Genomic DNA, 24465 nt, shown 5'->3' on the forward strand with positions numbered 1-24465 from the left:
GAATGAGCATCTGCTCGCTTAGGAAACGTCCTTCCTTGACAATCGTTGCTGAAAAACCTGCAGGATCAACAAGTCGTGCGCCCGCAAATGCCTTGCAACGGGCCCGTGGCGAGGGCGGCGTGACGACGCTGCAGCGCGCTGGTGCAACCCGGCTGGCAACGCTTTATCAGGACGGTTGCGCCAAGATTCGCCTGCCCCACACCCATTCTCCGGCGCTGGAAGCGGTGCTCATCAATACGGCCGGCGGCCTGACCGGAGGCGACCATATGCAATGGTCCGCCGAGCTGGCGGCGGGTGGCCACATGGTGCTCACTACCCAGGCTTGCGAACGCATCTATCGCTCCATCGGCGGCCCCGCCACGGTGGAAACCAGACTATCGGTCGGTGCTGGCGCCCATCTCGACTGGCTGCCGCAGGAGACCATCCTCTTTGCCGCCAGCCAGCTCGATCGCCGCATCGATATAGACCTGGCCGAAGGCGCCAGTCTGACCGCAGTGGAAGCCATCCTGCTCGGCCGCGACGCCATGGGCGAAGCCGCGCTCGACGCCCGCTTGCGCGACAACTGGCGCATCCGCCGCAAGGGCCGCCTGATCCACGCCGAAGCGACCCGCCTCGACGGCACCCTGGCCGAACGCGACGGCCTGTCGCTGCTGGCCGGCAGACGCGCCTTCGCCTCCATACTGCACATTGCCTCCTCGGCCGACCAATGCACCGCCACGCTCGCCCGACTGCGCGCCCTCCTGCCAACAGGCGACGGCCGCATCGCCGCCAGCGCCAATGGCGAACGGCTGGTGATGCGCGCTTTGGCCCAGACCGGGCTGGCGCTGCGCCGGCTGATCGTTCCAGTTCTGACAGAACTCACCCAAGCCGGTTCGCTGCCGCGCCTCTGGCACCTCTAGGACCCCGCCGATGAACCTGACGCCCCGCGAAAAAGACAAACTGCTGATAGCCATGGCCGCCATCGTCGCCCGCAAACGCCTGGAGCGTGGCGTCAAGCTCAACCACCCCGAAGCCATCGCCCTTATCACCGATTTCGTGGTGGAAGGCGCCCGCGACGGCCGGCCCGTGGCCGAATTGATGGAAGCCGGCGCCCATGTGGTCAGCCGCGCCCAGGTCATGGACGGCATTGCCGAGATGATCCACGATGTGCAGGTGGAAGCGACCTTCCCCGACGGCACCAAGCTCGTCACCGTCCACGAACCCATTCGCTAGGGCGTCTCCCCGCAAAGTGGATACGGTTTTGCGGTTCGGAAATGCGACAACAAGGAGAGCCCCATGATCCCCGGTGAAATCATCCCGAAATCCGGCGAAATCGAACTCAATGCCGATGCGCCGCAGCTCACCATCGAGGTCGCCAATACCGGCGACCGCCCCATCCAGGTCGGCTCGCACTACCACTTCTTCGAGGCCAATGCCGGCCTGCGCTTCGATCGCGACAAGGCAAGGGGCATGCGCCTCGACATCGCCGCCGGCACTGCCGTCCGGTTCGAGCCGGGCCAGGCTCGCGAGGTGCGGCTGATCCCGCTGGGCGGCGATCGCGTGGTTTTCGGTTTTCGCCAGCAGGTCATGGGCGCCCTCTAAGGTCGAGATCATGGCGCGGCCTGTGCAAATGCGCTAAGGGCGGATCATTGCATCGATCCGGACCCGCCATGACCAAGCAGCAAGACTTCAAGATTCGCCTCGCCACTGTCCTCTCGGACCTGCAGCAGAGCGGCACAGATGATGGTGAGGCCATGTTCCTGCTGGGGAGCCTGGCGGCAGGTCTTGCCGATGACCTCAAGAGTTCCGACTGGCTCACCGCCAAGCGGACCATGATGCCCAAGACGCGCGACGACGTGCTGCGCGCTTTCCAGGACCAGGGCAACCTGCATCACCGCGAAGGCCGCGCCAAGCAGGCCTATGCCATCCAGGCCCTCGCCATGTCGCTGATATCGGTTACGCTGCGTGACGACCCCGAGATAGCGGCCGGCGAACCCCTGCTCGATCAGATCATCGCCGCCGCCGAAGCCAATTTCCGCCGCGCCGTCCCGCGCGCCAACTGACTGCGATACGCGCCCAGTTTGGCGCCACCCTGCCCACACTTTAGGCAGGCATGACAAGACGATGCTTCCTGCATCGCTTTTCCTTGCAAGGGCAACTTAACGGGGACAGAGTTGGGCCGACGCGCCCCCTGTTCCCGGATTGCCCATGCCCGCCCGCATCTCCCGCGCCACCTATGCCGACATGTATGGCCCCACGACCGGCGACCGCGTCCGGCTGGCCGATACGGAGCTCTTCATCGAGGTCGAGAAAGACTTCACCACCTATGGCGAGGAGGTGAAATTCGGCGGCGGCAAGGTGATCCGCGATGGCATGGGCCAGTCCCAGCGCACTCGTGCCGAGGGTGCGGTCGATACCGTCATCACCAATGCGCTCGTGGTCGATGTCACCGGCATCTACAAGGCCGATATCGGCCTCAAGGATGGCCGCATCCATGCCATTGGCAAGGCCGGCAATCCCGATACCCAGTCCGGCGTCACCATCATCATCGGCCCCTCGACCGAGATCATCGCCGGCGAAGGCCGCATCCTCACATCGGGCGGTATGGATGCCCATATCCACTTCATCGCGCCCCAGCAGATCGAGGAAGCGCTGATGAGCGGCGTCACTACCATGCTCGGCGGCGGCACCGGCCCGGCCCATGGCACGCTGGCCACCACCTGCACAGGCGCCTGGCACATCCAGCGCATGATCGAGAGTTTCGACGGCTTCCCGATGAACCTGGCCCTGGCCGGCAAGGGCAATGCCTCCCGCCCCGCCCCGCTGGCCGAAATGATCCTGGCCGGCGCCGCCTGCCTCAAGCTCCACGAGGATTGGGGCACCACGCCGGCCGCCATCGACAATTGCCTCGCCGTCGCCGACGACTACGACGTGCAGGTGATGATCCACACCGACACGCTCAACGAATCCGGCTTCGTCGAGGATACGATCGGCGCCTTCAAGGGCCGCACCATCCATGCTTTCCACACGGAAGGCGCCGGCGGTGGCCACGCCCCCGATATCCTCAGGGTCGCCAGCCTCCCCAACGTCATCCCCTCCTCGACCAATCCGACCCGCCCCTACACCGTCAACACCATCGCCGAGCATCTCGACATGCTGATGGTCTGCCACCACCTCTCGCCATCCATCCCCGAAGACGTCGCCTTTGCCGAAAGCCGCATCCGCAAGGAAACCATCGCCGCCGAGGATATCCTCCACGACATGGGCGCCCTCTCGATCATCTCCTCGGACAGCCAGGCCATGGGCCGCGTCGGCGAAGTGCTGATCCGCTGCTGGCAGACCGCCGACAAGATGAAGCGCCAGCGCGGTCGCCTGGCCCAGGAAACCGGCGAAAACGACAATTTCCGCGTCAAGCGCTACATCGCCAAATACACCATCAACCCCGCCATCGCCCACGGCATGAGCCAGCATATCGGCTCCATCGAAGTGGGCAAACGTGCCGACCTGGTGCTGTGGAACCCCGCCTTTTTCGGCGTGAAGCCCGAAATGGTGCTGCTCGGCGGCTCCATCGCCGCCGCCCCGATGGGCGACCCCAACGCCTCCATTCCCACGCCCCAACCGGTGCACTACCGGCCCATGTTCGCTTCCTTCGGCAGGCTGCTGACCTCATCGTCCGTCACCTTCGTCTCGCAGGCCGCTTTCGACGATGGCCTGCGCGACAAGCTCGGCGTCGCCAAGCATATGCTCCCCGTCACCAATACCCGCGGCGGCATCGGCAAGGCATCCATGATCCACAACGCGGCGACACCCGACATCGACGTCGATCCCGAAACCTACGAGGTCCACGCCGACGGCGAATTGCTCACCTGCGAGCCTGCCACCATCCTCCCCATGGCCCAGCGCTACTTCCTGTTCTAGCCCTCTGGACAGTCTCTCGCAGCAGGCGCAGGCTGCCCCTCCTAAGCGTCAACCGGGGTTCATCATGATCTACGTTCTTGCAGTTCTCATCGGTATCACGGCCGGTCTGCGTGCCGTTACACCGATCGCCGCCATTGCCTGGGGGGCCTGGCTCGGCTGGATCGACCTCAGCGCCACCCCGCTCGCCTTCCTCGGCAACATCATCGCCGTAGTCATCATCACGCTGCTCGCCATTGCCGAGCTGGTCAGCGACCAGTTGCCCAATACGCCCAGCCGCAAGGTGCCGGTGCAGTTCGGCACCCGCATCGTACTGGGTGCGCTCGCAGGTGCATTGCTGATGGTCGACAACTGGATCGTCGGGGCCGTTCTGGGCGCGGTCGGCGCCGTCGTCGGCACCTATGGCGGCGCCGATATCCGCGCCCGCCTCGCCAAGGCATTCGGGCGCGACCTGCCGGCTGCCCTGATCGAGGATGCCGTTGCCATCGTCGCCGCGCTGGCAGTCGTCTACCTGGCCTGATCGGCGCTTTGACCCCATTTCCGCCGCGCCGCGGCGGCATCATGGCGCAACTCAATCGGAGCTCCCCATGACAAAGCCCCTTCTCGCCGCCGTCCTCGCCACCGGCCTGCTGCTGCCCACCGCGTCCCAGGCCGTGGAAACCTCCCTCCAGATCGAGCTCGGAACCCAGTCCGATTTCGAACGCCGCACCATGGTCTATGACTGCGCGACCGGCGAACCCGTCACTGTCACCTACATCAATGCAGCGCCCAATTTCCTGGCACTGGTGCCCATCGCCGAGGAGCCCGAGCCTCTGGTCTTCGTCTCGCTCATCGCAGCCTCGGGCGTGCGCTACGCCTCCGGCCAGTGGATCTGGTGGTCCAAGGGCGCCGAGGCAAACCTCTACGACACCACGCTTGGCGACGACACCGCGCCCGTGCTTACCTGCAGCGAAGTGAACAACACACCATAGTCTGGTTTCATGGAACATCTGGGCTCGGCCGAACTCTTCCCCCATGTCCGCATTCTGATGGGCATGGTTATCGGCCTGGGCATGACCCGGCTGCTGATGATCGTTGCCGGGCTGATCCAGCACCCCCATCGCGCGCGCCGGTCGGTGCTTCACCTGCTCTGGGTCTTTTCGATCCTGGTGGAGCTGGTTCTGTTCTGGTGGTGGGAATTCGCCCTGTTCCGGCTGGAACAGTGGAGCTTCGCCATCACGCTGTTCCTCATCTTTTACGCGGTCACCCTGTTCCTGCTCGCCGCTTTGCTTTCGCCCGACAACATCGCCGAATATGACGGCTACGAGGATTTCTTCCTCAAGCGCCGCAGCTGGTTTTTCGGGCTGTTCGCCTCAACCTTCGTCCTCGACGCCATCGACACGATGATCAAGGGCGACGGTTATTGGACCCGTTTCGAATTCGACTACATCATCCAGATACCGTTCGGGCTCATTCTTTGCGCCGTCGCCATCCGCTCCTCCGACCGGCGCGTCCAGTTGGGCGCCGTGCTGCTGCATCTGGTCTATCAGGGCTATTTGGTTAGCCGGTTTTTCTATACGATACCCTGATCGGACCCCAGCCATCTGAGCCCCATGCTTCGCGTCGTCTCCCTGCTGCCATCCGGCCATGACCGCGGCCTGCCCTTCGATACCGTCACTCTCGAACACACCGAGCGCCGCCTGCGCCGCAAGCTGCTGCTTCTGGCCCATGGCGAGGAGGTGATGGTGGATTTTCCCCAGACGGTCACGCTGGACCATGGCAGCGCTCTGGAACTGGAAGACGGCCGTGTCGCCGGCATCATCGCCGCCGACGAACTGCTCTACGATGTCAGGGGCCGCGACGCCGCCCATCTCGTTCGTCTCGCCTGGCATATCGGCAATCGCCACACCGCGGCCCAGCTCGAAGAGAGCCGCATTCTCATCAAGCGCGACCACGTGCTCAAGACCATGCTCGAAGGCCTCGGCGCCACCGTAACCAACGTCACCGAGCCCTTCTTCGCCGAACACGGCGCCTATCACAGCCACGGCGATGCCGGCCACGCCTTGCTGGCGCGATGACCCAAAACCGCGACCTGCAAAAGCTGCTGACCTGGCTGTCGCCCGCCTTCCCTGTCGGCGCCTTTGCCTGGTCGGCCGGTCTCGAAACCGCCATTGCATCAGGCACTGTGCGGAATCGCGCCACCACCCAGGCCTGGATCGAGGGCGTCCTTCACCACGGCAGCCTGCGCACCGACGCCATTCTTTTTGCCCACGCCCACCGCGCCGCCAACGACCCGGCCACCCTGCGCGACCTCGCCACTCTCGCCCTCGCCCTGACCCCGGCCCGTGAACGGCACGAGGAAACCACCATCACCGGATCGGCCTTCGCCGTCGCCGCCAAGGCCTGGCCGACACCCGTCATTGCCAACCTGCCCCAGCCCTGCCCCTACCCCATTGCCGTCGGCGCCATCGCCGCCGGCCACGCCATCGCCCTTGATGCGGCTTTGCTGGCCTGGCTCACATCAGCCATCCACAGCCAGGTCTCGGTCGCGGTACGCCTCGTCCCCATCGGCCAGTCCGATGGCCTCGCCGTCATGGCCGCATTGGAGCCCGCCATAGAATCGGCCGCTACGCTGTGCCAGCATGCCGCACTGGACGATATTGGCGCGGTGGCCTACGCGGCCGATATTGCCCAGATGGCCCACGAAACCCTCAGCACGAGAATCTTCCGCTCATGAGCATGCTCATCGCCGCCTTTATGTTCATCGCCCTGCTGGCCGTCTCGACTGCCCATTTCCTCTGGTCCATCGGCCGCACTTGGCCCATTCGCGGCGAAAAGCTGCTAGCCCAGACCGTGGTCGGCTTCAAGGATATCGAGCGCATGCCGCCACGCCTGGCCTCCTTCGCCGTCGCCATGGCCACCCTGGCCGCCGGCATCATCGCTTTGGCGCTGGCCGACCACGACAGCGGCGGCCTGCCCCTGAGCCTCCTGGGCCTGCCGCTTGCCGCCGTGTTCCTCGCTCGCGGCATCATCGGCTACACGGCGTGGTGGGCCGAAAAGACCCCCGAGTCCAATTTCCGGCTCAACGATATCAGGGTCTATTCCCCGCTCTGCCTGTTCCTTGGCCTGGGCTTTGCCGCACTCGTCATTCTGCGGCTGCTATGAAATCTCCAAATGGACCTTTGAGGATCGGCATCGGCGGCCCTGTCGGCTCGGGCAAGACCACGCTGTGCGAAATGCTGCTCAAGGCGATGCGCGACCGCTATTCCATGGCCGTCGTCACCAATGACATCTATACCCGCGAAGACGCGCTGATCCTCGCGCGCGCTCAGGCCATTTCCGAAGATCGCATTGTCGGCGTCGAAACCGGCGGCTGCCCGCATACCGCGATCCGCGAGGACGCCTCGCTCAACCTCGCCGCCATCGACGATCTCGTCGGAAAGTTCCCCGATCTCGACATCATCCTCATCGAGAGCGGCGGCGATAATTTGGCCGCCACCTTCTCGCCCGACCTGGCCGATCTCACCATCTACGTCATCTCCGTCGCTCAGGGCGAAAAAATCCCCCGCAAGGGCGGTCCGGCCATTTCCCGCTCGGATCTCCTGGTCATCACCCATACCGATCTCGCCCCCTATGTCGGCGCCAGCCTCGAAGTAATGGAAGCCGATACGCAGAAGGTCCGCGAAACCCGCCCCTACATTTTCACCGACCTGCTCCGCCGCGAAAGCCTCGACCGGATCATCACCTGGATCGAACGGGCCGGCGGGCTCGCCGATACCCAGGCTGCGCAATAGGGTCATCGCCCTTTCCAGCCATGACGAAAGCGCCGAACCCTTGGGGGTCCGGCGCTTTGACCCAGCTCGGGGACACGCTGGGTCTGGGGCACGATGGGCTGGCAAGGCCCCTGGTTCAGCGCCCTAATACAGGAAGATTTCCGGGTTTCCGTTGGGATCGGAGACCGCGACCACCCGGTTGATGTCGATCTTGTTGGCGGCGAACCAGCCATTGAGCGCGCTGTCGGCGCGGATGGCATCGCGGAACTTGCCGAGTTCGCCGGCCTCGACCGTCTCGGCGGTGGCGATCTGCGCCTGCTCCGCGGCCGGATAGAGGGCCTTGGTGTCATAGGTCTTGATGCTGGTCGCCTTGTCGAGGAAGGCCAGGTCGCTCGGCTTCCAATGTCCGATCATGTTGACGAGGCTCCCCACGGGAACCAGGTCCGCCTTGACACCCATCGTCACCTTGGCGGTGTCGGCCGCATTGGTGGCGGCGAAGGCCGCGGTGCCGGGAATGGCAAGAATGGCAGCGAGCAGCACTGCCGCCGATACGTTGCGCATCGGTTTCATTTTGAGCTCCATACGATTTACGAGATTAGGCCGCAGGGTTCTGCGAGCGGTCATCGGCGTGACATCGCGTCGACGGGTGGGATATCGCTCCCCGCCCGCGGCGGATTTTGGATGAATATGGGGAATTGTCGCGGCATGATTTGGGCTTTCCGGTGGATTGTGGAAGCCTTCAAATCATGTCCGAAACGTAACCTTGGAAAGGTAGGCGCAATCCCCCCAGCCGCCTATTGCTCCGCGGCCTTTGCCCCGCGCACCAGCGCCACCACCGACCGGGAGGTCAGCGTTGCCGTGCCCTCCGACAGCACCACGCTGGCCGAATTGTCGGAGAGAATTCCCACCTGCCATTCTCCCTCCGGCAGCCGCGCCACCACCGGCTCGGTGCGCCGGTTGAACCAGACCAGCACTTCGTCATCCTTGTGAGTCAGGTGCATGCCGAGCACCGAGGCCCCCGAATAGTCCCAGTCGCCCTCGTTCATCTCACGGCCATCCGGATGCAGCCACACCACGTCGCGTACGCCGTTCTTGTCCTGGCCGGTCAGGAAATGGTCATGCGTCAGCGCCACATGCGCCTTGCGGAACTTGTGAACCGAAGCGACGAAATCCACCAATTCGCCATCGCCGTTTTCCCAGTCCAGCCAGGTGATTTCATTGTCCTGCGCATAGGCATTGTTATTGCCCCGCTGGGTGCGGAACATTTCGTCGCCCTGCTGCAGCAGCGGCACCCCGCGCGACAGCAGCAGCGTCGCCAGCAGCGCCCGCACGTCGCGTTTGCGCGCCGCGTTGATCGCCGGGTCGTCGGTTTCTCCTTCGGCGCCGCAATTCCACGAGGCATTGTGGTTATGGCCGTCGCGATTGTCCTCGCCATTGGCCTCGTTATGCTTGTCCTGATAGCTCACCAGGTCGCGCAGGGTGAAGCCGTCATGCACGGCCAGCATGTTGACGCCGTGGCTGGGCTTGCGGCCGGCAAAATCGAAAATCTCGGCCGAGCCGGCCACCTTCCCTGCCAGCGCGCCGATCTTGCCATTCTCGCCACGCCAGAATTCGCGGATTTCGTCGCGGAAAGTGTCGTTGTGCTCCTTGAATTCCTTGCCGAACTGCCCGAGCGCATATCCCCCCGGACCCGGATCCCACGGCTCGGCCACGAGGATGCACTTGCTCAGCACCGGGTCGGCCTTGATCTTCCTCAGCATCTCAGCATTGGGATTGAACCCCGGATCGCGTCCCAGCACGGTCGCCAGGTCGAAGCGGAAGCCCGAGACCCCCATTTCCTCGACCCAGTAGCGCAACGAGTCGATCACCAGCCTTTGCACCGCCGGATGGTCGCAGCGCAGCGTATTGCCGGTTCCCGTGTCGTTGACCAGGTGCTGTTTTCCATCGGCTTCGACAAAGCGGTAATAGGTCCGCGCATCCAGCCCCATCAGGCTCAGCAGCGGTCCGTTGGCATCGCTCTCCCCGGTATGGTTGTAGACCACGTCGAGGATCACCGAGATGCCGTTCTTGCGATAGAGATCGGTCATGTTCCGCAATTCCTGCGGCCCGCGCGGCGCCAGCCGCGGGTCGATGGCCGAATAGACCACCGGATTATAGCCCCAGGCATTGGTCAGCCCCAGCACCGGCAGGTGGCCCTCGTCGATCCAGGCAGCCGTCGGCATCAATTGCAGCGTATCGACGCCGATATATTTGAGATGGTCGATCACCCTTTGCGTCGTCAGCCCGGCAATCGTGCCGCGTAGCGGCCCCTGCACGCTGGGATGGCGCATGGTGTAGCCGCGCACATTCATTTCGTAGAACAGCCCCGGCGCCTTCTTGCGCGGCATTATGTTCTCGTTGCCCATGTCCCCGACAATGGCCTTGGGGATCAGCGGCGCCGTATCCACCGCCTCGGCGCGATCCAGCCGCAGCCGCGGCGAACGCACGAAGACCCGGTCGAGCCTTTTGGCATAGGGATCGACAAGCAGTTTCATCGGATCGAAGAAATAGCCCTGGTCCGGTTCATACGGCCCATCGGCCCGCAGCCCGTAGCGCGTGCCCGCGCCCAGCCCCGCGATCAGCCCGGCGCGGATATGCTCCTGATGCACATCCAGCTCGAACCGGTCCGTTTCCTGGTCCTGCTCATCATAGATCGACACCCAGATATTGGTGGCGCTTTCCGAATAAACGGCAAAATTGACTCCCGCCTCCGTCAGCGTAGCGCCGAGATGGGTAATACTGCCCCCATTGGGGACAAGCATGGGTTTCATTGGTCTTCCGATGCTAGGTGATGACGCTGGGTTCCTGGCGCCCGGTGCGCTGCTTGATCCCCGTGAGCTGGTCGGCCAGCCCGATAAGGGGCCCAAGGGCGGATTGGGTTTCAAGATCATGTCGTCCATCGGCGGCCTCGTAGCGCTCCAGATAGAGCCGCAACGTGGCGCCGACCGTGCCGGTTCCGCTCAGCCGGACAACGATCCGCGAGCCGTCGGTAAAGCCGATCCTGATCCCCTGCCTGGCGCTGGTCGAACCGTCGACAGGATCGTGGTAGGTGAAGTCGTCGGCATAGGCAACCTGCAGGTCATCTGCAAGAATTCTACCAGCAAGCCTGGGCAATTCTGCCCGCAAATCGTCGACCAGCTTGTTGGCGATGGCAGCATCGACCTCTTCGTAATCGTGCCGCGTATAATAGTTGCGCCCATAGGTCGCCCAGTGCTCACGCACGATCTCGTCGACGCTTTGCTTGCGCACCGCGATGATGTTGAGCCACAGCAAAACCGCCCACAACCCATCCTTTTCGCGCACATGGTTCGAGCCCGTTCCAGCGCTCTCCTCGCCGCAGATCGTGACGCGCCCGGCATCGAGCAGGTTGCCGAAAAACTTCCAGCCCGTCGGCGTTTCGTGCATTTCTATGCCCAGCTTTTCCGCCACCCGGTCGGCCGCCGCGCTTGTCGGCATCGACCGCGCAATGCCCGCGATCCCGCCCTTATAGCCCGGCGCCAGATGCGCATTGGCCGCCAGCAGCGCCAGCGAATCCGATGGCGTCACGAACCGGTTCTTGCCAATGACGAGGTTGCGGTCCCCGTCGCCATCCGACGCCGCCCCGAAATCGGGGCCATCGGGGGTCATCAGCAGGTCGAACATGTCCTTGCAATAGACCAGGTTCGGATCGGGATGCCCGCCGCCGAAATCCGGCGACGGCGTGCCGTTGAGCACCGTCCCCTTCGGCGCGCCCAGAATGCCTTCCAGGATCGCATGGGCATAAGGCCCCGTCACCGCGTGCATGGCATCGAACGTCATGCGGAAGCCCGAGGCGAACAGCGCCCGGATCGCGCCGAAATCGAACAGCGTCTCCATCAGCGCCGCATAGTCGGCCACCGGGTCGATCACCTCGACCACCATGTCGCCCACCCGCTGTGAGCCGATCGTGCCCAGGTCGATATCGCCGGCATCCACCGTCTTGTAGCTGTCGATCACCTGCGTCCGCGCATAGACCGCATCGGTGATCTTCTCCGGCGCCGGCCCGCCATTGCCGATATTGTACTTAATGCCGAAATCGCCCTCCGGCCCGCCCGGATTATGGCTGGCCGACAGCACCAGCCCGCCGAACGCCTTGTAGTGGCGGATCAGGTGGCTGGCGGCCGGCGTCGACAGAATGCCGCCTTGCCCCACCAGGACCTTACCGAACCCATTGGCCGCCGCGATGCGGATCGCCTTCTGGATGGCGACATCATTGTAGAACCGCCCGTCCCCGCCGATGACCAGCGTCTTGCCGCTAAACCCTTCCAGGTTATCGAAGATCGCCTGGATATAGTTCTCCACATAGTTGGGCTGCTGCCAGACCGTCACCCGCTTGCGCAGGCCCGACGTACCCGGTTTCTGGTCGCCATAAGGCGTGGTCTTAGTTGTCTGGATCGTCATTGCTCATCAGCCCGGTAATATTGGCGTAGAGATCGGCATAGCGCGCGGCGCTGGTGTCCCAGGACACGTCCGACTTCATTCCCCGCCGTTGGATTTTCTTCCAGATTTTGTCGTCATGATAGAGCCGCACCGTCCTGCGCACCGCCTCATAGAGCGCATGCGCGCTGCCCGCGTCGAACACCACGCCCGTCGCCACCTCGGCCGCGAGGGCGGCCGGGTTGGCATCGATGACAGTATCGGCCAGCCCACCGATGCGGCTCACCACCGGCACGCAGCCATAGCGCAACCCATAAAGCTGGGTCAGCCCGCAGGGCTCGAAGCGCGACGGAATGAGAATGGCGTCGCACCCGCCCTGCATCAGGTGGCTCAGTTGCTCATTGTAGCCGGTAATGATGCTGACCTTGCCCGTATGCCTGGCCCACGCGGCCCGAAACCCGTCCTCCAGCGCCGCATCGCCCGACCCCAATACGGCCAGCCTGCCGCCCAGATCGACCAGCCCGTCCACGGTCTGCAGCAGCAGGTCCATGCCCTTCTGGTCGGTCAGCCGGCTGACAACGCAGAACAGCGGCCCATCGACCCCATCGAGTCCGAATTTCTCCACCACATCACGTTTATTGGCCTGCCGCGCCTGGATCGTATTGGCCGAATAGGTCTGCGCCAGCGCCGCGTCACTCGCCGGATTCCAAGCATGCACGTCGATGCCGTTGAGAATCCCCACCACCGTATCGGCTCGCCCGTTCAGCAGTCCTTCCAGCCCCATGCCGAATTCCGGCGTACGGATTTCGTCGGCATAATTGGGGCTGACCGTAGTCACATAGTCGGCACATTCCATGCCCGACTTCAGATAGGAAACCCCGCCATAGAACTCGACGCCGCCCATCTCGAAAGCATGCGGCGGCAACCGCAACTGGCTGAAGATTTCCGCACCGAAGGACCCCTTGAAGGCGATGTTGTGGATGGTCATCACCGTCTTGACGTCATTGGTCGGCCCGAACTTGATATAGGCTGGCGCCAGCCCCGCCTGCCAGTCATGGCAATGCAGCACTTGCGGGTGGTAGCCCTCGACCAGCCCCTGGGCCAGCTCGGCCGCAACCCAGCCCAGGGCCGCGAAGCGCTTCCAGTTGTCCGGCCAGTCCCATCCGTCAGGACTCACATAGGGATTGCCCGGCCGGTCATAGAGGGCCGGCGCATCGATGACGATCACATCGAGCCCTTCCACCCGCGCCGCGATCAGCTTGGCCGGAACCCCGAACAGGTCATCGAGCTCCCTGACCACGCGCCCACCGCCGAGCTTGCCCATCACGGCGGGATAGCCCGGCACCAGCGTCCGCATGGTGACGCCGCGGCTGCCGAGCGCGCCCGGCAGGGCGCCCGCCACGTCGGCGAGCCCCCCGGTCTTGATCAGCGGATAGACCTCGGAAGCAACCGAGAGAACTTCGATCATCGGCCCGCCAGGTATTTGTTGATCATCGCCTGGGTGATCAGCGTCACCCCGTCATCCGTCCGCCGGAACCATCTGGCGTCGAATTCGGGATCCTCGCCCACCACCAGCCCTTCGGGGATGTTGACGCCACGATCGATCACGACCTTCTTGAGCCGCGCATTGCGCCCGACGTCGCAATAGGGCAGCACCACCGCCTCTTCGAGCACCGAATAGGAATGCACGCGGCTGCCGGTCGAGAGCAGGGTGCGCTGCAAATGCCCGCCCGAAATGATGCAGTCGCCCGACACCAGCGAATTGACCGCCGAACCGCGCCGCCCGTCGAAATCATGCACGAACTTGGCCGGCGGCGTGATTTCCGCATAAGTCCAGATCGGCCAGTCGCGGTCATAGAGGTCGAGCTGCGGCTCGATATCGGTCAGGTCGATCGAGGCCTTCCAATAGGCGTCGATCGTGCCGACGTCCCGCCAATAGGCCACGTCTTCCTTGGACGAGCGCACGCAGGAGCGGGTGAAGCGATGCGCCCAGGCGGTGCCGTTCTTGACGATATAGGGGATGATATCCTTGCCGAAATCGCGGCTCGATCCCTCGGTCGCCGCGTCGCGGCGCAACTGCTCCATCAGGAACCGCGTCTCGAACACATAGATGCCCATCGACGCCAGCGCCGTGTCCGGCTTGTCGGGAATGGCCGGCGGATCCTTGGGCTTCTCGACGAAATCCATCACCCGGTCGCGTCCGTCCACATGCATGACGCCAAATCCGGTGGCCTCCATGCGCGGCACTTCGAGGCACCCGATGGTCACGTCGGCGCCCGTGTCCACGTGCTGGCGCAGCATGATTTCGTAGTCCATCTTGTAGATATGGTCGCCCGCCAGGATGACGATATAGCGCGCGCCGTAATCCTCGATGATGTCCATGTTCTGGTACACCGCGTCGGCCGTACCGGCATACCACATGTCCTCGGCCACCCGCTGGCTGGCGGGCAGCACGTCGAAACTCTCGTTGCGTTCCGGCCGCAGGAAGTTCCAGCCGCGCGACAGGTGCCGGATCAGGCTGTGCGCCTGGTATTGCGTCGCCACCGAAATGCGCCTGATGCCCGAATTGATCGCATTGGAGAGCGCGAAGTCGATAATGCGGGACTTGCCCCCGAAATAGACGGCGGGCTTGGCGCGCCGGTCGGTCAGTTCCATCAGGCGCGTGCCGCGTCCTCCCGCCAGCACATAGGCCATGGCCTCGCGGGCCAGCGGCGATGGTACTCTGTAGTCTGCCATTCTTCTAACCCTCCACTACTGCCCGTTTGCCGGGACGTATTGCACTCCATCCGGTCAAGCCGGCTCGTATTTCAGGTACAGCGTCGAGAGCGGCGGCAGATAAATCTCCGCCTCCGCCGGCCAATGCCTGCCCTCGACCGCATAGGCTTCGACCGCTCCCTGGTTTCCGGTGTTGGACCCTGAATACCACCCCGCATCGGTATTGATGCGTTCCACCCATTTGCCGGATAGCGGCATGGGTATCTTGTAGCCGCTGCGCGGAACCGGCGTGAAATTGGAAACCACCAGGATCGGGTCGCTCCCCGGCGCCTTGCGCAGCCAGGCAAACACCGAATTGGCGTGGTCGTTGCCGATCACCCATTCAAACCCGTCCGGCTCGCAATCGCGTTCATGTAGGGCCGGCAATTGCCGATAGGCCAGGTTGAGGTCGGCAACCAGCCGCCGCATACCCTCATGCATGCCCGCATCGAGCAGGTACCAGTCCAGCGATTTGCCCTCGGCCCACTCATCGCGCTGCGCGAATTCCTGGCCCATGAACAGCAGTTTCTTGCCGGGGAACCCCCACATGAAGGCGTAATAGGCCCGCAGATTGGCGAACTGCTGCCAGTCGTCGCCCGGCATCTTCTCCAGCAACGATCCCTTGCCATGCACCACCTCGTCATGGCTCAGCGGCAGCACGAAATTCTCGCTGAAGGCGTAGACCGTGGCGAATGTCATGTCGCCGTGGTGGTATTTGCGATGCACGGCCTCGCGGCTCATGAAGCGCAAAGTGTCGTTCATGAAGCCCATGTTCCACTTGAACCCGAAGCCGAGCCCGCCCGTATAGGCCGGAGCGCTGACGCCAGGCCAGGACGTTGATTCCTCCGCGATCATGAACGTGCCGGGATGCAGTCGATAGGCTTCCGAATTCACCCGGCGCAGGAATTCCACCGCTTCCAGGTTCTGGTTGCCGCCGAATTTGTTGGGCACCCACTGCCCCTGCTGGCGCGAATAATCGAGATAGAGCATCGACGCCACCGCATCGACGCGCAGCCCGTCGAGATGGAATTTTTCCAGCCAGTAGAGCGCGTTGTTGACGAGAAAACTCACCACCTCGCGCCGGCCGAAATTGTAGATCGCGGTATTCCAGTCCGGATGATAGCCTTGCCGCGGATCGGCATGCTCATAGAGCGCGGTGCCGTCGAAACGGGCCAGCCCATGCGCGTCGGTCGGGAAATGGGCCGGCACCCAGTCGAGGATGATGCCCAGCCCTGCCTCATGCGCCGCATTGACGAAGCGGGCAAACGCCGCCGGATCGCCATGGCGCGAGGTCGGCGCATAGAGGCCGGTCGGCTGGTAGCCCCAGCTCGGATCGAACGGATGCTCGGTGATCGGCAGCAGCTCGATATGGGTATAGCCCATATCCGCCGCATAGGGCACCAATTGCTCGGCCAGTTGGTCATAGGTCAGGAACCCGCCATCCGGCCGCCGCCGCCAGCTGCCCAGATGCACCTCGTAGATCGACATCGGCGTGCGGCGCCAGTCGCGGGTGGCGCGGTCCTCGATATACTTGGCATCCGTCCAGGCGAATTCGGTCGGGTCAGGCACCACCGAGGCCGTACGTGGCCGCAATTCCGATTGCCGCGCGAACGGATCGGCCTTCAGCGGCTGCACCACGCCATCCGGCCCGACGATTTCATACTTGTAGAGTGTCCCGGTCCCCAGCACCGGGATGAACACTTCCCAGATACCGGTCTCGATGCGGTTCCGCATCGGATTGCGGCGTCCGTCCCACTCGTTGAACAGCCCGACCACGCTCACGCGCTGCGCATTGGGCGCCCACACGGCAAAATGGGTGCCGTGGATGCCCTCGAATTTCATCTCATGGGCGCCGAGCTTGTCGAACAGCCGCAGGTGGTTGCCTTCGCCGATATAATAATCGTCCATCGGCCCCAGCACAGGCCCGAAGCAATAGGGGTCGTACACATCCCATTCCCCGCCGGCATTCTTGGCGCGATAACGGATCGGCTGGCGCTGGCCGATGGCGATCTTGCCCTCGAAGAAACCGGCTGCATGGCGCGGGATCAGGTGGCCGAGCGCCACCCCGTCCAGCGAATAGGCCGATACCAGTTCCGCATGCGGGATAAAGGCCCGCAGCACCCATTGCCCGCCGACCTCATGCAGGCCCAGAAACGCGAACGGATTGGGGTGGCGACCATTGACGATCGCCTCCACTTCCCGCGCATCGGCTTGCCAGTCTTCCTTGCTCACACGCACGCTCCCCCGGTCTTGCTCGCCGCTTGCCGTCCGCTGGCCACCGTCATGCCTGCGTCACCGGCACGTCCCAGATATCCTGGGCATATTGCCTGATCGTCCGGTCCGACGAGAAGAAGCCGACATGGGCGGTGTTGCGGATCGCCATGGCGTTCCAGCGCCTCTTGTCCCGCCACATCGCATTCACTTCGGCCTGCGCTTCGGCATAGGCATCGAAATCGCGCGCCACCATGAACCAGTCATGGTCATAGAGCCCGCCGATCAGGTCACGATAGCGATGCGGATCATCGGGCGAGAACACGCCTGACGCGATCGATTCCAGCGCTTCCTTGAGGCGTGGCGAGGCGTCTATGGCGGCCCGCGGCACTTCGCCCCGGGCGCGCTTGTCGTTCACTTCCGCCGTGGTCAGCCCGAAGATGACGATATTGTCGGCGCCCACTTCCTTGTGCATTTCGACATTGGCGCCGTCCATCGTGCCGATGGTGATGGCGCCATTGGCCATGAACTTCATGTTGCCGGTGCCCGAGGCTTCCATGCCGGCCGTCGAGATTTGCTCGGAAAGGTCGGCGGCGGGCACGATCACCTCGGCCAGGCTCACATTGTAATTGGGCAGGAACACCACCTTGAGCAGCCCGCGCACCGCCGGGTCATTGTTGATGACCTTGGCCACGTCGTTGATCAGCTTGATGATGAGCTTGGCGTTCCAGTAGCCCGGCGCCGCCTTGCCTGCGAAAATCTTAACGCGCGGCACCCAGTCCCGTTCCGGATGGGTGCGGATATCGTCGTAGAGCGCCACGGCCTGGATGATGTTGAGCAATTGCCGCTTGTATTCATGAATGCGCTTGATCTGCACGTCGAACATCGCATCGGGCGAGACCGCGATCCCCAGCCGGTCCTTGATCAGCCGCGCCAGCTTTTGCTTGTTGGCCTGCTTCACCGCCGCGAACTGCCCCTGGAAACCGGGATCGTCCGCATGTGCGTCGAGTCCCCGCAACAGGTCGATATTGTCGAGGAATTCCGGGCCGATCCGCTCGCTGATCAGCTTGGTCAGCTCAGGATTGCACTGCATCAGCCAGCGCCGCGGCGTAATGCCATTGGTCTTGTTGTTGATGCGATCGGGGTAGAGCTTGTGCAGGTCGGAAAACACGGTCTGCTTCATCAATTCGGTATGCAGCGCCGACACGCCGTTGATCGAATGTGACCCGACAAAGGCCAGTTGCCCCATGCGCACGCGCCGGTTACCTGCCTCGTCGATCAGCGACACATTGGCGATCTGCGCGTCGGTAAACTTGGCGCGGGTCCGCGCATCGGCCAGCACATCGGCATTGATTTGATAGATGATCTGCATATGCCGCGGCAGCAGCCGCTCCAGCAGGGCCACCGGCCAGCTCTCCAGCGCCTCGGGCAACAGGGTGTGGTTGGTATAGCCGAATGTGCCCTTGGTCAGCGCCCAGGCATCCGCCCATTTGATGCCGTTGTCATCCACCAGTATGCGCATCAGCTCGGCAATCGAGATTGCCGGATGGGTGTCGTTGAGCTGGATGGCGACCTTGTCGGGCAGCGAGCCCAGGTCGCCATATTGCTGCAGATGCCGCCGCACGATGTCCTGCAGCGAAGCCGACGAGAAGAAGAATTCCTGCCGCAGCCGCAATTCCTGCCCGGCGGCCGTCGAATCGGCCGGGTAGAGCACGCGGGTAATCGCTTCCGCCCGCGAGCTTTCCTCAAGCGCGCCGATATGGTCGCCCGAATTGAACTTGTCGAGCAGGATGGGGTCGATGGGCTGTGCGCTCCACAGCCGCAGCGTATTCACCCGCGCCCCGCGCCAGCCCACGATCGGCGTGTCATAGGCCACCGCCAGCACATGGTCGTTCGGCCGCCATTCCTGACGCTCGGAGCCATCGGGGTCGGTCACCTTCTCGACATGCCCGCCAAAGCCGATCTCATAGGCGCTTTCGCGCCGCTCGAATTCCCAGGGATTGCCATGCGCCAGCCATTCCTCGGGCAGCTCGACCTGCCAGCCCTCGCTCATTTCCTGGCGGAACAATCCATGCACATAGCGGATGCCATAGCCATAGGCCGGAATTTGTACCGTCGACATGGATTCGAGAAAACACGCCGCCAGCCGCCCCAGCCCGCCATTGCCTAGGGCCGCGTCGGGCTCCAGGTTGATCAGGTCGCCCAGGTCGACATTGAGGTTCTTCAACGCATCGCGCACCGGTTCGATGAGCCCCACATTGCTCATCGCGTCGCGCATCAGCCTTCCGATCAGAAATTCGAGGCTGAGATAATAGACCCGCTTGCGCGATGTGCGCCACGTCTCGCGCGACGACTCCATCCAGCGATCCATGACCCTGTCGCGCACCGCCAGGATCGTCGCCSCCAGCCAGTCATGCGGCCGGGCGACAATGGGATCCTTGCCAACCGAGTAGATCAGTCTTTCGAGGATTTCAGCCTGGATAGCCTCAACAGTTCTGGCACGGGGCTCCGGCGTAGGGGCGTCGTAAACGATCGGCTGTTGCGGCATATCGCAATCCAGGTTTCATGACGATGTATTCCCCTCTAGAGACTTTAGTCTTGCACTTAATTTGTGCAGGCGGAAGCCCCCATGCAATGCAGCCGGCTCAGACAGGCTTTACCGGCTGCGTGCTCTTGGCCACTGCATCTTCCGCCGTTTCTTCGGCCACGGTGACGCCGCTCTCACGCGCCTGATCCTGCGCATTGCTGATCAGCAGCTGGCCCAGGCTGCGCCAGTCCTCGCCGGCCAGTTGCAGGTCGAAGCGCTGGCCATCGCGATTGCGCACCCCCTCGACGACCGCCGCTGCCTCCTCCTCGCTCGCCCCCAGCATCCTGATCGCCTCGCCCCCGAAGGTGAGCGCCGACTCGAATGTTTCGCGCAACTGATATTCCACGCCGGCCGTGACCAGTTCGATCGCATGCGCCCGATCGAAGGCCCGCGCCATCACCCGCACCAGCGGGAACTCGTCGCGCACCAGCTCGGCGATGCGCGTCGTCTGTTCCTTGCGGTCGGTGCAGATGAGAATGAGATCGGCCGTACCCGCCCCGGCCGCATGCAGGATATCGAGCCGCGTGCCGTCGCCGTAATAGACCTTGAAGCCGATCTGCGCCGCCGCCCTTATCATCTCGGTGTCGTTGTCGATGATCGACACCGAGTGCCGCAAGGCCAGCAAAGGCTGGCTGGCGATCTGCCCGAACCGCCCGAAGCCGATGATGAGGATGCGTCCGGACAGGCCATCGGCCGCTTCCACGCCTTCCATCGACTGCTCTACCGGCTTGGGCATCACGAAGCGCAACCCGATGATGAAGAACGGCGTCAGCACCATCGAGACGATCACCGTGGCGGTAAAGATCGCATTGGTCGGCCCGTCGATGATCCCCGCCGAAACGGCGGTCGTATAGAGCACGAAGGCGAATTCGCCGCCCTGCCCCATCAGCACGGCTCGCTCCAGCGCCATGGCATGGCTCGATTTGAGCAGCCGCGCGATGACATAGATCGCCGTCGCCTTGACCAGCATATAGGCCGCGACGCTGATGGCGATGATCTGCCAGTTGGCGCCGACAATGCCGAGGTCCAGCGACATGCCCACCGCCAGGAAGAACAGTCCCAGCAGGATGCCGCGGAATGGCTCCACATCGGCCTCAAGCTGATGCCGGAACGTCGATGTCGATAGCAGCACCCCGGCCAGGAACGCCCCCATGGCCATGGACAGCCCGCTTGCCTGGAACAGCAGCGCCGCGCCCAGCACCACCAGCAACGCCGCCGCCGTCATCACTTCGCGCAGCTTGCTCGACGCCAACAAGGCGAAGAACGGATTCATGATGCGCTGCCCGATGAAAATCAGCAGCAGCACCGCTCCGATCGGCGCCGCGATGCCGATCAGCCGCGTCACCATATCGACCTCTTCGCCCGTTCCTGGCGCCAGGATTGCCACCACGGCCAGCAGCGGCACGATGGCCAGGTCTTCCAGCAGCAGGATCGACACCATGCGCTGCCCGCCATCGGTCGACAGCTCGCCGCGTTCGCCCAGGATTTGCATGACGATGGCCGTCGAGGTCATCACGAACCCCGCGCCGAAAACGAAGGCCACCACCGGCGCAAAGCCCAGCAGCACGCCGACCCCGGTCAGCAATGCCGCGCAGCCGGCCACCTGGATCACGCCCAGCCCGAATATCTGCCTGCGCAGCGCCCATAGCTTGGACGGCTCCATTTCGAGCCCGATGATGAAGAGGAACATCACCACGCCCAGTTCGGCCGTGGTCAGCACCGACTCCGGATCGTTGATCAATCCGATTCCCGATGGCCCCAGCAGCAGCCCGGCAGCGAGGTACCCCAGCACCGACCCCAGCCCGATCCGCTTGAACAGCGGCACGGCGATAACAGCCGCACCCAGCAGGGCCACCACCGGAATGAGGTCCACGCCATGCGCCGCGGCTTCCGCCGCATGTCCGATACCTTCACCCGCCACTATAGACTCCGCACCTGATCAGGGCCGGAGTCTTTCGTCCTCGCGCTATCGCGTCAAGGTCATCCTCGGCATGGCACCTAAGCCGCCGGCTCCGCCCCGCTCGGCGCGGTTCCCTCGGGTGGCTGCAACCGCTCTTCCTTGCGCTTCTCGACCGGCTCCTGTTCGAGTTCGGCCTGCTCGCGGATGGCCTTGGCCGTATTGGCTAGCAACTCCTGACGCTCGGTCATCCTGGCCGTGCGGCGCACCGGCCGGCTGGGCACCATTGGCTTGCTGGGCAGCATATGCGCCAGCATCGACGTCGCGATCAGCAGCGTCGGCACCGCCACGAGCCCCCCCATCGGCCCCCAGGCCCACAGCCAGAAGGTGATGGACAGGAAGATCAGGAACGGGTTGAGCGTCATCGTCCGCCCGATGAAGTGCGGCGTCACGATCTGGCCCTCGATGAAGTTGATGGCGATGTAGCACCCCACCGGCAGCAGAATATTCTCCAGCCCCGTCTGCGTACCCAGTCCCACCGCCAGCAGCACCAGCACCATCACGCCCTGCCCCACATAGGGGATGTAGTTGAGCACCGCCGCCATCGCGCCCCACAGGATCGGCGAGGGCATGCCGATGGCCCACATGGCCAGCGACACGGCGCAGCCCACGCAGAAATTGATGAAGGTAATCGACAGCAGGAACCGGCTGACCTTCTGCTCCACATCGCGAAACACATGCGCCGTGCGCCAGCGCATCCGCCGGCTCACACACAGCGACAGCACCGAGATACGGATATGGTCGCGCGTCGCCACGAAGAAATAGAGGCTGGCAAGGAAGATCAGCATCTGCGCCAGAATGGCGGGGGCCAACATGGCGACGCTGATCATCTGCCCGCCATCCTCCACCGTCACCGCCATGGCGCTGTCGCTGCCCAATATGGACGAGATTTGCTCCTGAAAGGCGCTGACCGATTGCAGCGGCCCCTGCAGGCTCGCCAATTGCTGCTGCAGCTTGGCCCAGATCATCGGCGCCCGTGCCACCCATTCCGACAGCGGCACCGCAAACAGCGTCACGCCCGCCGCGATGACTCCGATCAGCATCAGCACCACGACGCCCGCCGACAACGCCGGCGGCACACCGAACCGCTCGACCCGGTCGGCCACCGGCCCGAACATCAGCCCGATCACAATGGCCAGCGTCACCGGCGCCAGGAACACCTGGCCCACCTGCAGCGCGAACAGCAGGGCGAGAAATCCAACGAACACGATTGCAATGCGCGCGGCATTGGCGATGACGCGCTCGAACTGACTTTCGCTCACGTCTTGTGGTGTCGCCGGCTTTGCTGCGCGTGCCATGTCTTTTTTCCTGAATCCCCTCGCGGATCGGTAACGCCGCCCCGGTACAAACGTTCCGTTTGAGCAAGGCGGCGCAGACCAGTCGACCCCGGCTTCGCCAGCCGCTAGTGTGCCGCCCGATTCTCCCGCCCTGCCAAGACCCGTCATGCCCCGCAAGATCATCATCGATACCGACCCCGGCCAGGACGATGCCGTCGCCATATTGCTGGCGCTGGCTTCCCCCGAAGAGTTGGAGGTGTTGGGCATCGTCGCGGTGGCCGGCAATGTGGGCCTGCACCACAATGCCAACAATGCCCGCAAGGTAGTCGAACTCTCCGGCCGCCACGACATTCCCGTCTATGCCGGCTGCGCCCGCCCCATGCGCCGGCATCTGGTGACGGCGGAACATGTCCATGGCGATACCGGCCTCGACGGCCCCGACCTGCCCGAGCCCACTATTCCACTGCAGGCTCAGCATGGCGTCGACTACATCATCGACACGCTGATGGCGGCAGAACCCGGCACGATCACCCTCTGCACCCTCGGGCCGCTGACCAATATCGCCATGGCCCTGGTCAAGCAGCCCGCCATTGCCGAACGCATCGCCGAAATCGTCATGATGGGCGGCGCCTATTTCGAGGTTGGCAACATCACCCCGGCGGCCGAATTCAACATCTATGTCGATCCCGAAGCGGCCGATGTCGTGCTGCGTTGCGGCGCGCCGATCACCATGCTGCCGCTCGACGTGACCCACCAGATCCAGTCCACCCCCGAGCGTCTCGCCACCCTTCTCGGGCTAGGCAACAAAACCGGCAAGGCCGTCTACGATATGCTGACCTTCTCGGAAGGCTTCGACCTCAAGAAATACGGCTGGTCCGGCGCCCCCCTGCACGATCCCACCGTCATCGCGTTTCTCCTCCGCCCCGACCTCTTCGAAGGCCGCCACTGCAACGTCACCATCGAAACATCAAGCGAACTCACCGTCGGCATGACCGTCACCGACTACTGGCACGTCACCGGCAAGGTGCGGAACGTCAACTATCTCAGAAGCGGCAATGCCGAAGGCTTCTATCAGTTGCTCACCGAGCGCCTGGCCCGGCTGCCATAGCCGCCCAAAAGGCCGATCCGCCCCACCCTCATTCCCTCCCCCTTGTGGCAAGGGCTATCGCCTATGGAGTGGAGCGAAGTCACCTCTCCCCTCAGGGGAGAGGTCGACCCGAAGGGGCGGGTGAGGGGTTCAGCGCCGCGTCGGGCACCGTGCTCACACAAGCACTGAACCCCTCACCCCACCCTCTCCTCTCAGGGGCGAGGGAGCCCACGCTCGGTATGCGGTAGAGGGTGGGGGTGGGCCAAAAGCACCGGCCCAAAAAAACTTATCCCCACCCCCAAACCCTCATGGCATGATCACCCCATCCCCGCCATCACGCGGCCCCGACGCAGGGCCGGGCGGGGAGGCTGGAGACGGGGGCGCCCGTTTGGCCGGGCAGAAAGTCGGCAGCTGGGCTTGCGATATAGTCCATGTCGACAGTTCTTGGTCCAAAGGCCGCCCATCATTCGTATCCGCGACGCCTCCGGGCCGGGCGGCATTTCGTGCTGCAG

At 63.8% G+C, this 24465-nt stretch carries 22 protein-coding genes; 13 read left to right on the forward strand and 9 right to left on the reverse strand.

Annotated features, from left to right (window positions below):
- The first annotated feature begins 119 nt into the window (after positions 1-119).
- The 12 genes from ASD04_RS06205 to ureG all read left to right on the forward strand — a co-directional run bounded on the left by ASD04_RS06205 (position 120) and on the right by ureG (position 7667).
- Positions 120-899, forward strand: a complete 780-nt coding sequence (locus ASD04_RS06205) for an urease accessory protein UreD (RefSeq protein WP_244488262.1) — start codon at positions 120-122, stop codon at positions 897-899.
- Positions 900-909: 10 nt separating this feature from the next.
- Positions 910-1212 (forward strand): urease subunit gamma, encoded by a 303-nt coding sequence (locus ASD04_RS06210; protein ID WP_056254120.1) that lies wholly within the window; start codon positions 910-912, stop codon positions 1210-1212.
- A gap of 63 nt (positions 1213-1275) precedes the next feature.
- The gene (locus ASD04_RS06215) at positions 1276-1581 is read left to right on the forward strand and encodes an urease subunit beta (RefSeq protein WP_056254123.1); all 306 of its coding nucleotides are present in this window, start codon (positions 1276-1278) and stop codon (positions 1579-1581) included.
- 68 nt (positions 1582-1649) lie between these two features.
- A complete protein-coding gene (locus ASD04_RS06220; protein ID WP_056254126.1) occupies positions 1650-2042 on the forward strand; it encodes a hypothetical protein in 393 nt (130 codons plus the stop codon).
- Positions 2043-2187: 145 nt separating this feature from the next.
- Positions 2188-3897 (forward strand): urease subunit alpha, encoded by a 1710-nt coding sequence (gene ureC / locus ASD04_RS06225; RefSeq protein WP_056254129.1) that lies wholly within the window; start codon positions 2188-2190, stop codon positions 3895-3897.
- Between the two features lie 64 nt (positions 3898-3961).
- On the forward strand, positions 3962-4414 hold the full coding sequence (locus ASD04_RS06230; protein WP_056254131.1) for a DUF4126 family protein: 453 nt from the start codon (positions 3962-3964) through the stop codon (positions 4412-4414).
- Between the two features lie 67 nt (positions 4415-4481).
- Positions 4482-4865, forward strand: coding sequence for an MliC family protein (locus ASD04_RS06235; RefSeq protein WP_056254134.1), 384 nt, complete (start codon positions 4482-4484; stop codon positions 4863-4865).
- 9 nt (positions 4866-4874) lie between these two features.
- The gene (locus tag ASD04_RS06240) at positions 4875-5462 is read left to right on the forward strand and encodes a hypothetical protein (RefSeq protein ID WP_056254136.1); all 588 of its coding nucleotides are present in this window, start codon (positions 4875-4877) and stop codon (positions 5460-5462) included.
- A gap of 24 nt (positions 5463-5486) precedes the next feature.
- Positions 5487-5951: an urease accessory protein UreE gene (locus ASD04_RS06245; RefSeq protein ID WP_056254145.1), complete on the forward strand. Its 465-nt coding sequence runs from the start codon at positions 5487-5489 to the stop codon at positions 5949-5951.
- On the forward strand, positions 5948-6610 hold the full coding sequence (locus ASD04_RS06250; protein WP_056254148.1) for an urease accessory UreF family protein: 663 nt from the start codon (positions 5948-5950) through the stop codon (positions 6608-6610). The genes ASD04_RS06245 and ASD04_RS06250 overlap by 4 nt, the downstream gene beginning before the upstream one ends.
- The gene (locus tag ASD04_RS06255) at positions 6607-7038 is read left to right on the forward strand and encodes a DUF3995 domain-containing protein (RefSeq protein ID WP_056254150.1); all 432 of its coding nucleotides are present in this window, start codon (positions 6607-6609) and stop codon (positions 7036-7038) included. Before ASD04_RS06250 ends, ASD04_RS06255 begins: the two co-directional genes overlap by 4 nt.
- Positions 7035-7667 (forward strand): urease accessory protein UreG, encoded by a 633-nt coding sequence (ureG, locus tag ASD04_RS06260; RefSeq protein ID WP_056254154.1) that lies wholly within the window; start codon positions 7035-7037, stop codon positions 7665-7667. Before ASD04_RS06255 ends, ureG begins: the two co-directional genes overlap by 4 nt.
- A gap of 123 nt (positions 7668-7790) precedes the next feature.
- Here the strand turns inward: ureG and ASD04_RS06265 are convergent, their stop codons facing one another.
- The 9 genes from ASD04_RS06265 to ASD04_RS06305 all read right to left on the reverse strand — a co-directional run bounded on the left by ASD04_RS06265 (position 7791) and on the right by ASD04_RS06305 (position 22887).
- On the reverse strand, positions 7791-8216 hold the full coding sequence (locus ASD04_RS06265; protein WP_156461136.1) for a hypothetical protein: 426 nt from the start codon (positions 8214-8216) through the stop codon (positions 7791-7793).
- Positions 8217-8440: 224 nt separating this feature from the next.
- Complete coding sequence (glgX, locus tag ASD04_RS06270) at positions 8441-10456, reverse strand: glycogen debranching protein GlgX (RefSeq protein WP_244488263.1); 2016 nt, start codon at positions 10454-10456, stop codon at positions 8441-8443.
- Between the two features lie 13 nt (positions 10457-10469).
- On the reverse strand, positions 10470-12104 hold the full coding sequence (locus ASD04_RS06275; protein WP_056254159.1) for an alpha-D-glucose phosphate-specific phosphoglucomutase: 1635 nt from the start codon (positions 12102-12104) through the stop codon (positions 10470-10472).
- Positions 12085-13545, reverse strand: coding sequence for a glycogen synthase GlgA (gene glgA / locus ASD04_RS06280; RefSeq protein WP_056255450.1), 1461 nt, complete (start codon positions 13543-13545; stop codon positions 12085-12087). Before glgA ends, ASD04_RS06275 begins: the two co-directional genes overlap by 20 nt.
- Positions 13545-14816 (reverse strand): glucose-1-phosphate adenylyltransferase, encoded by a 1272-nt coding sequence (gene glgC, locus ASD04_RS06285; RefSeq protein ID WP_056254162.1) that lies wholly within the window; start codon positions 14814-14816, stop codon positions 13545-13547. Before glgC ends, glgA begins: the two co-directional genes overlap by 1 nt.
- Positions 14817-14870: 54 nt before the next feature.
- Positions 14871-17066: a 1,4-alpha-glucan branching protein GlgB gene (glgB, locus tag ASD04_RS06290; protein ID WP_244488264.1), complete on the reverse strand. Its 2196-nt coding sequence runs from the start codon at positions 17064-17066 to the stop codon at positions 14871-14873.
- Positions 17067-17115: 49 nt separating this feature from the next.
- The gene (locus tag ASD04_RS06295) at positions 17116-19593 is read right to left on the reverse strand and encodes a glycogen/starch/alpha-glucan phosphorylase (protein ID WP_056254169.1); all 2478 of its coding nucleotides are present in this window, start codon (positions 19591-19593) and stop codon (positions 17116-17118) included.
- Positions 19594-19690: 97 nt separating this feature from the next.
- Positions 19691-21553, reverse strand: a complete 1863-nt coding sequence (locus tag ASD04_RS06300; RefSeq protein ID WP_244488265.1) for a monovalent cation:proton antiporter-2 (CPA2) family protein — start codon at positions 21551-21553, stop codon at positions 19691-19693.
- Between the two features lie 77 nt (positions 21554-21630).
- Positions 21631-22887: an AI-2E family transporter gene (locus tag ASD04_RS06305; protein ID WP_056254172.1), complete on the reverse strand. Its 1257-nt coding sequence runs from the start codon at positions 22885-22887 to the stop codon at positions 21631-21633.
- A gap of 145 nt (positions 22888-23032) precedes the next feature.
- Between ASD04_RS06305 and ASD04_RS06310 the strand changes: the two genes are divergently transcribed.
- Entirely contained in the window at positions 23033-23974 is a 942-nt protein-coding gene (locus ASD04_RS06310) for a nucleoside hydrolase (RefSeq protein WP_056254175.1), read from the forward strand.
- Positions 23975-24465 lie beyond the last annotated feature (491 nt).

The organism is Devosia sp. Root436, from assembly GCF_001426345.1.
Lineage (GTDB): Bacteria > Pseudomonadota > Alphaproteobacteria > Rhizobiales > Devosiaceae > Devosia.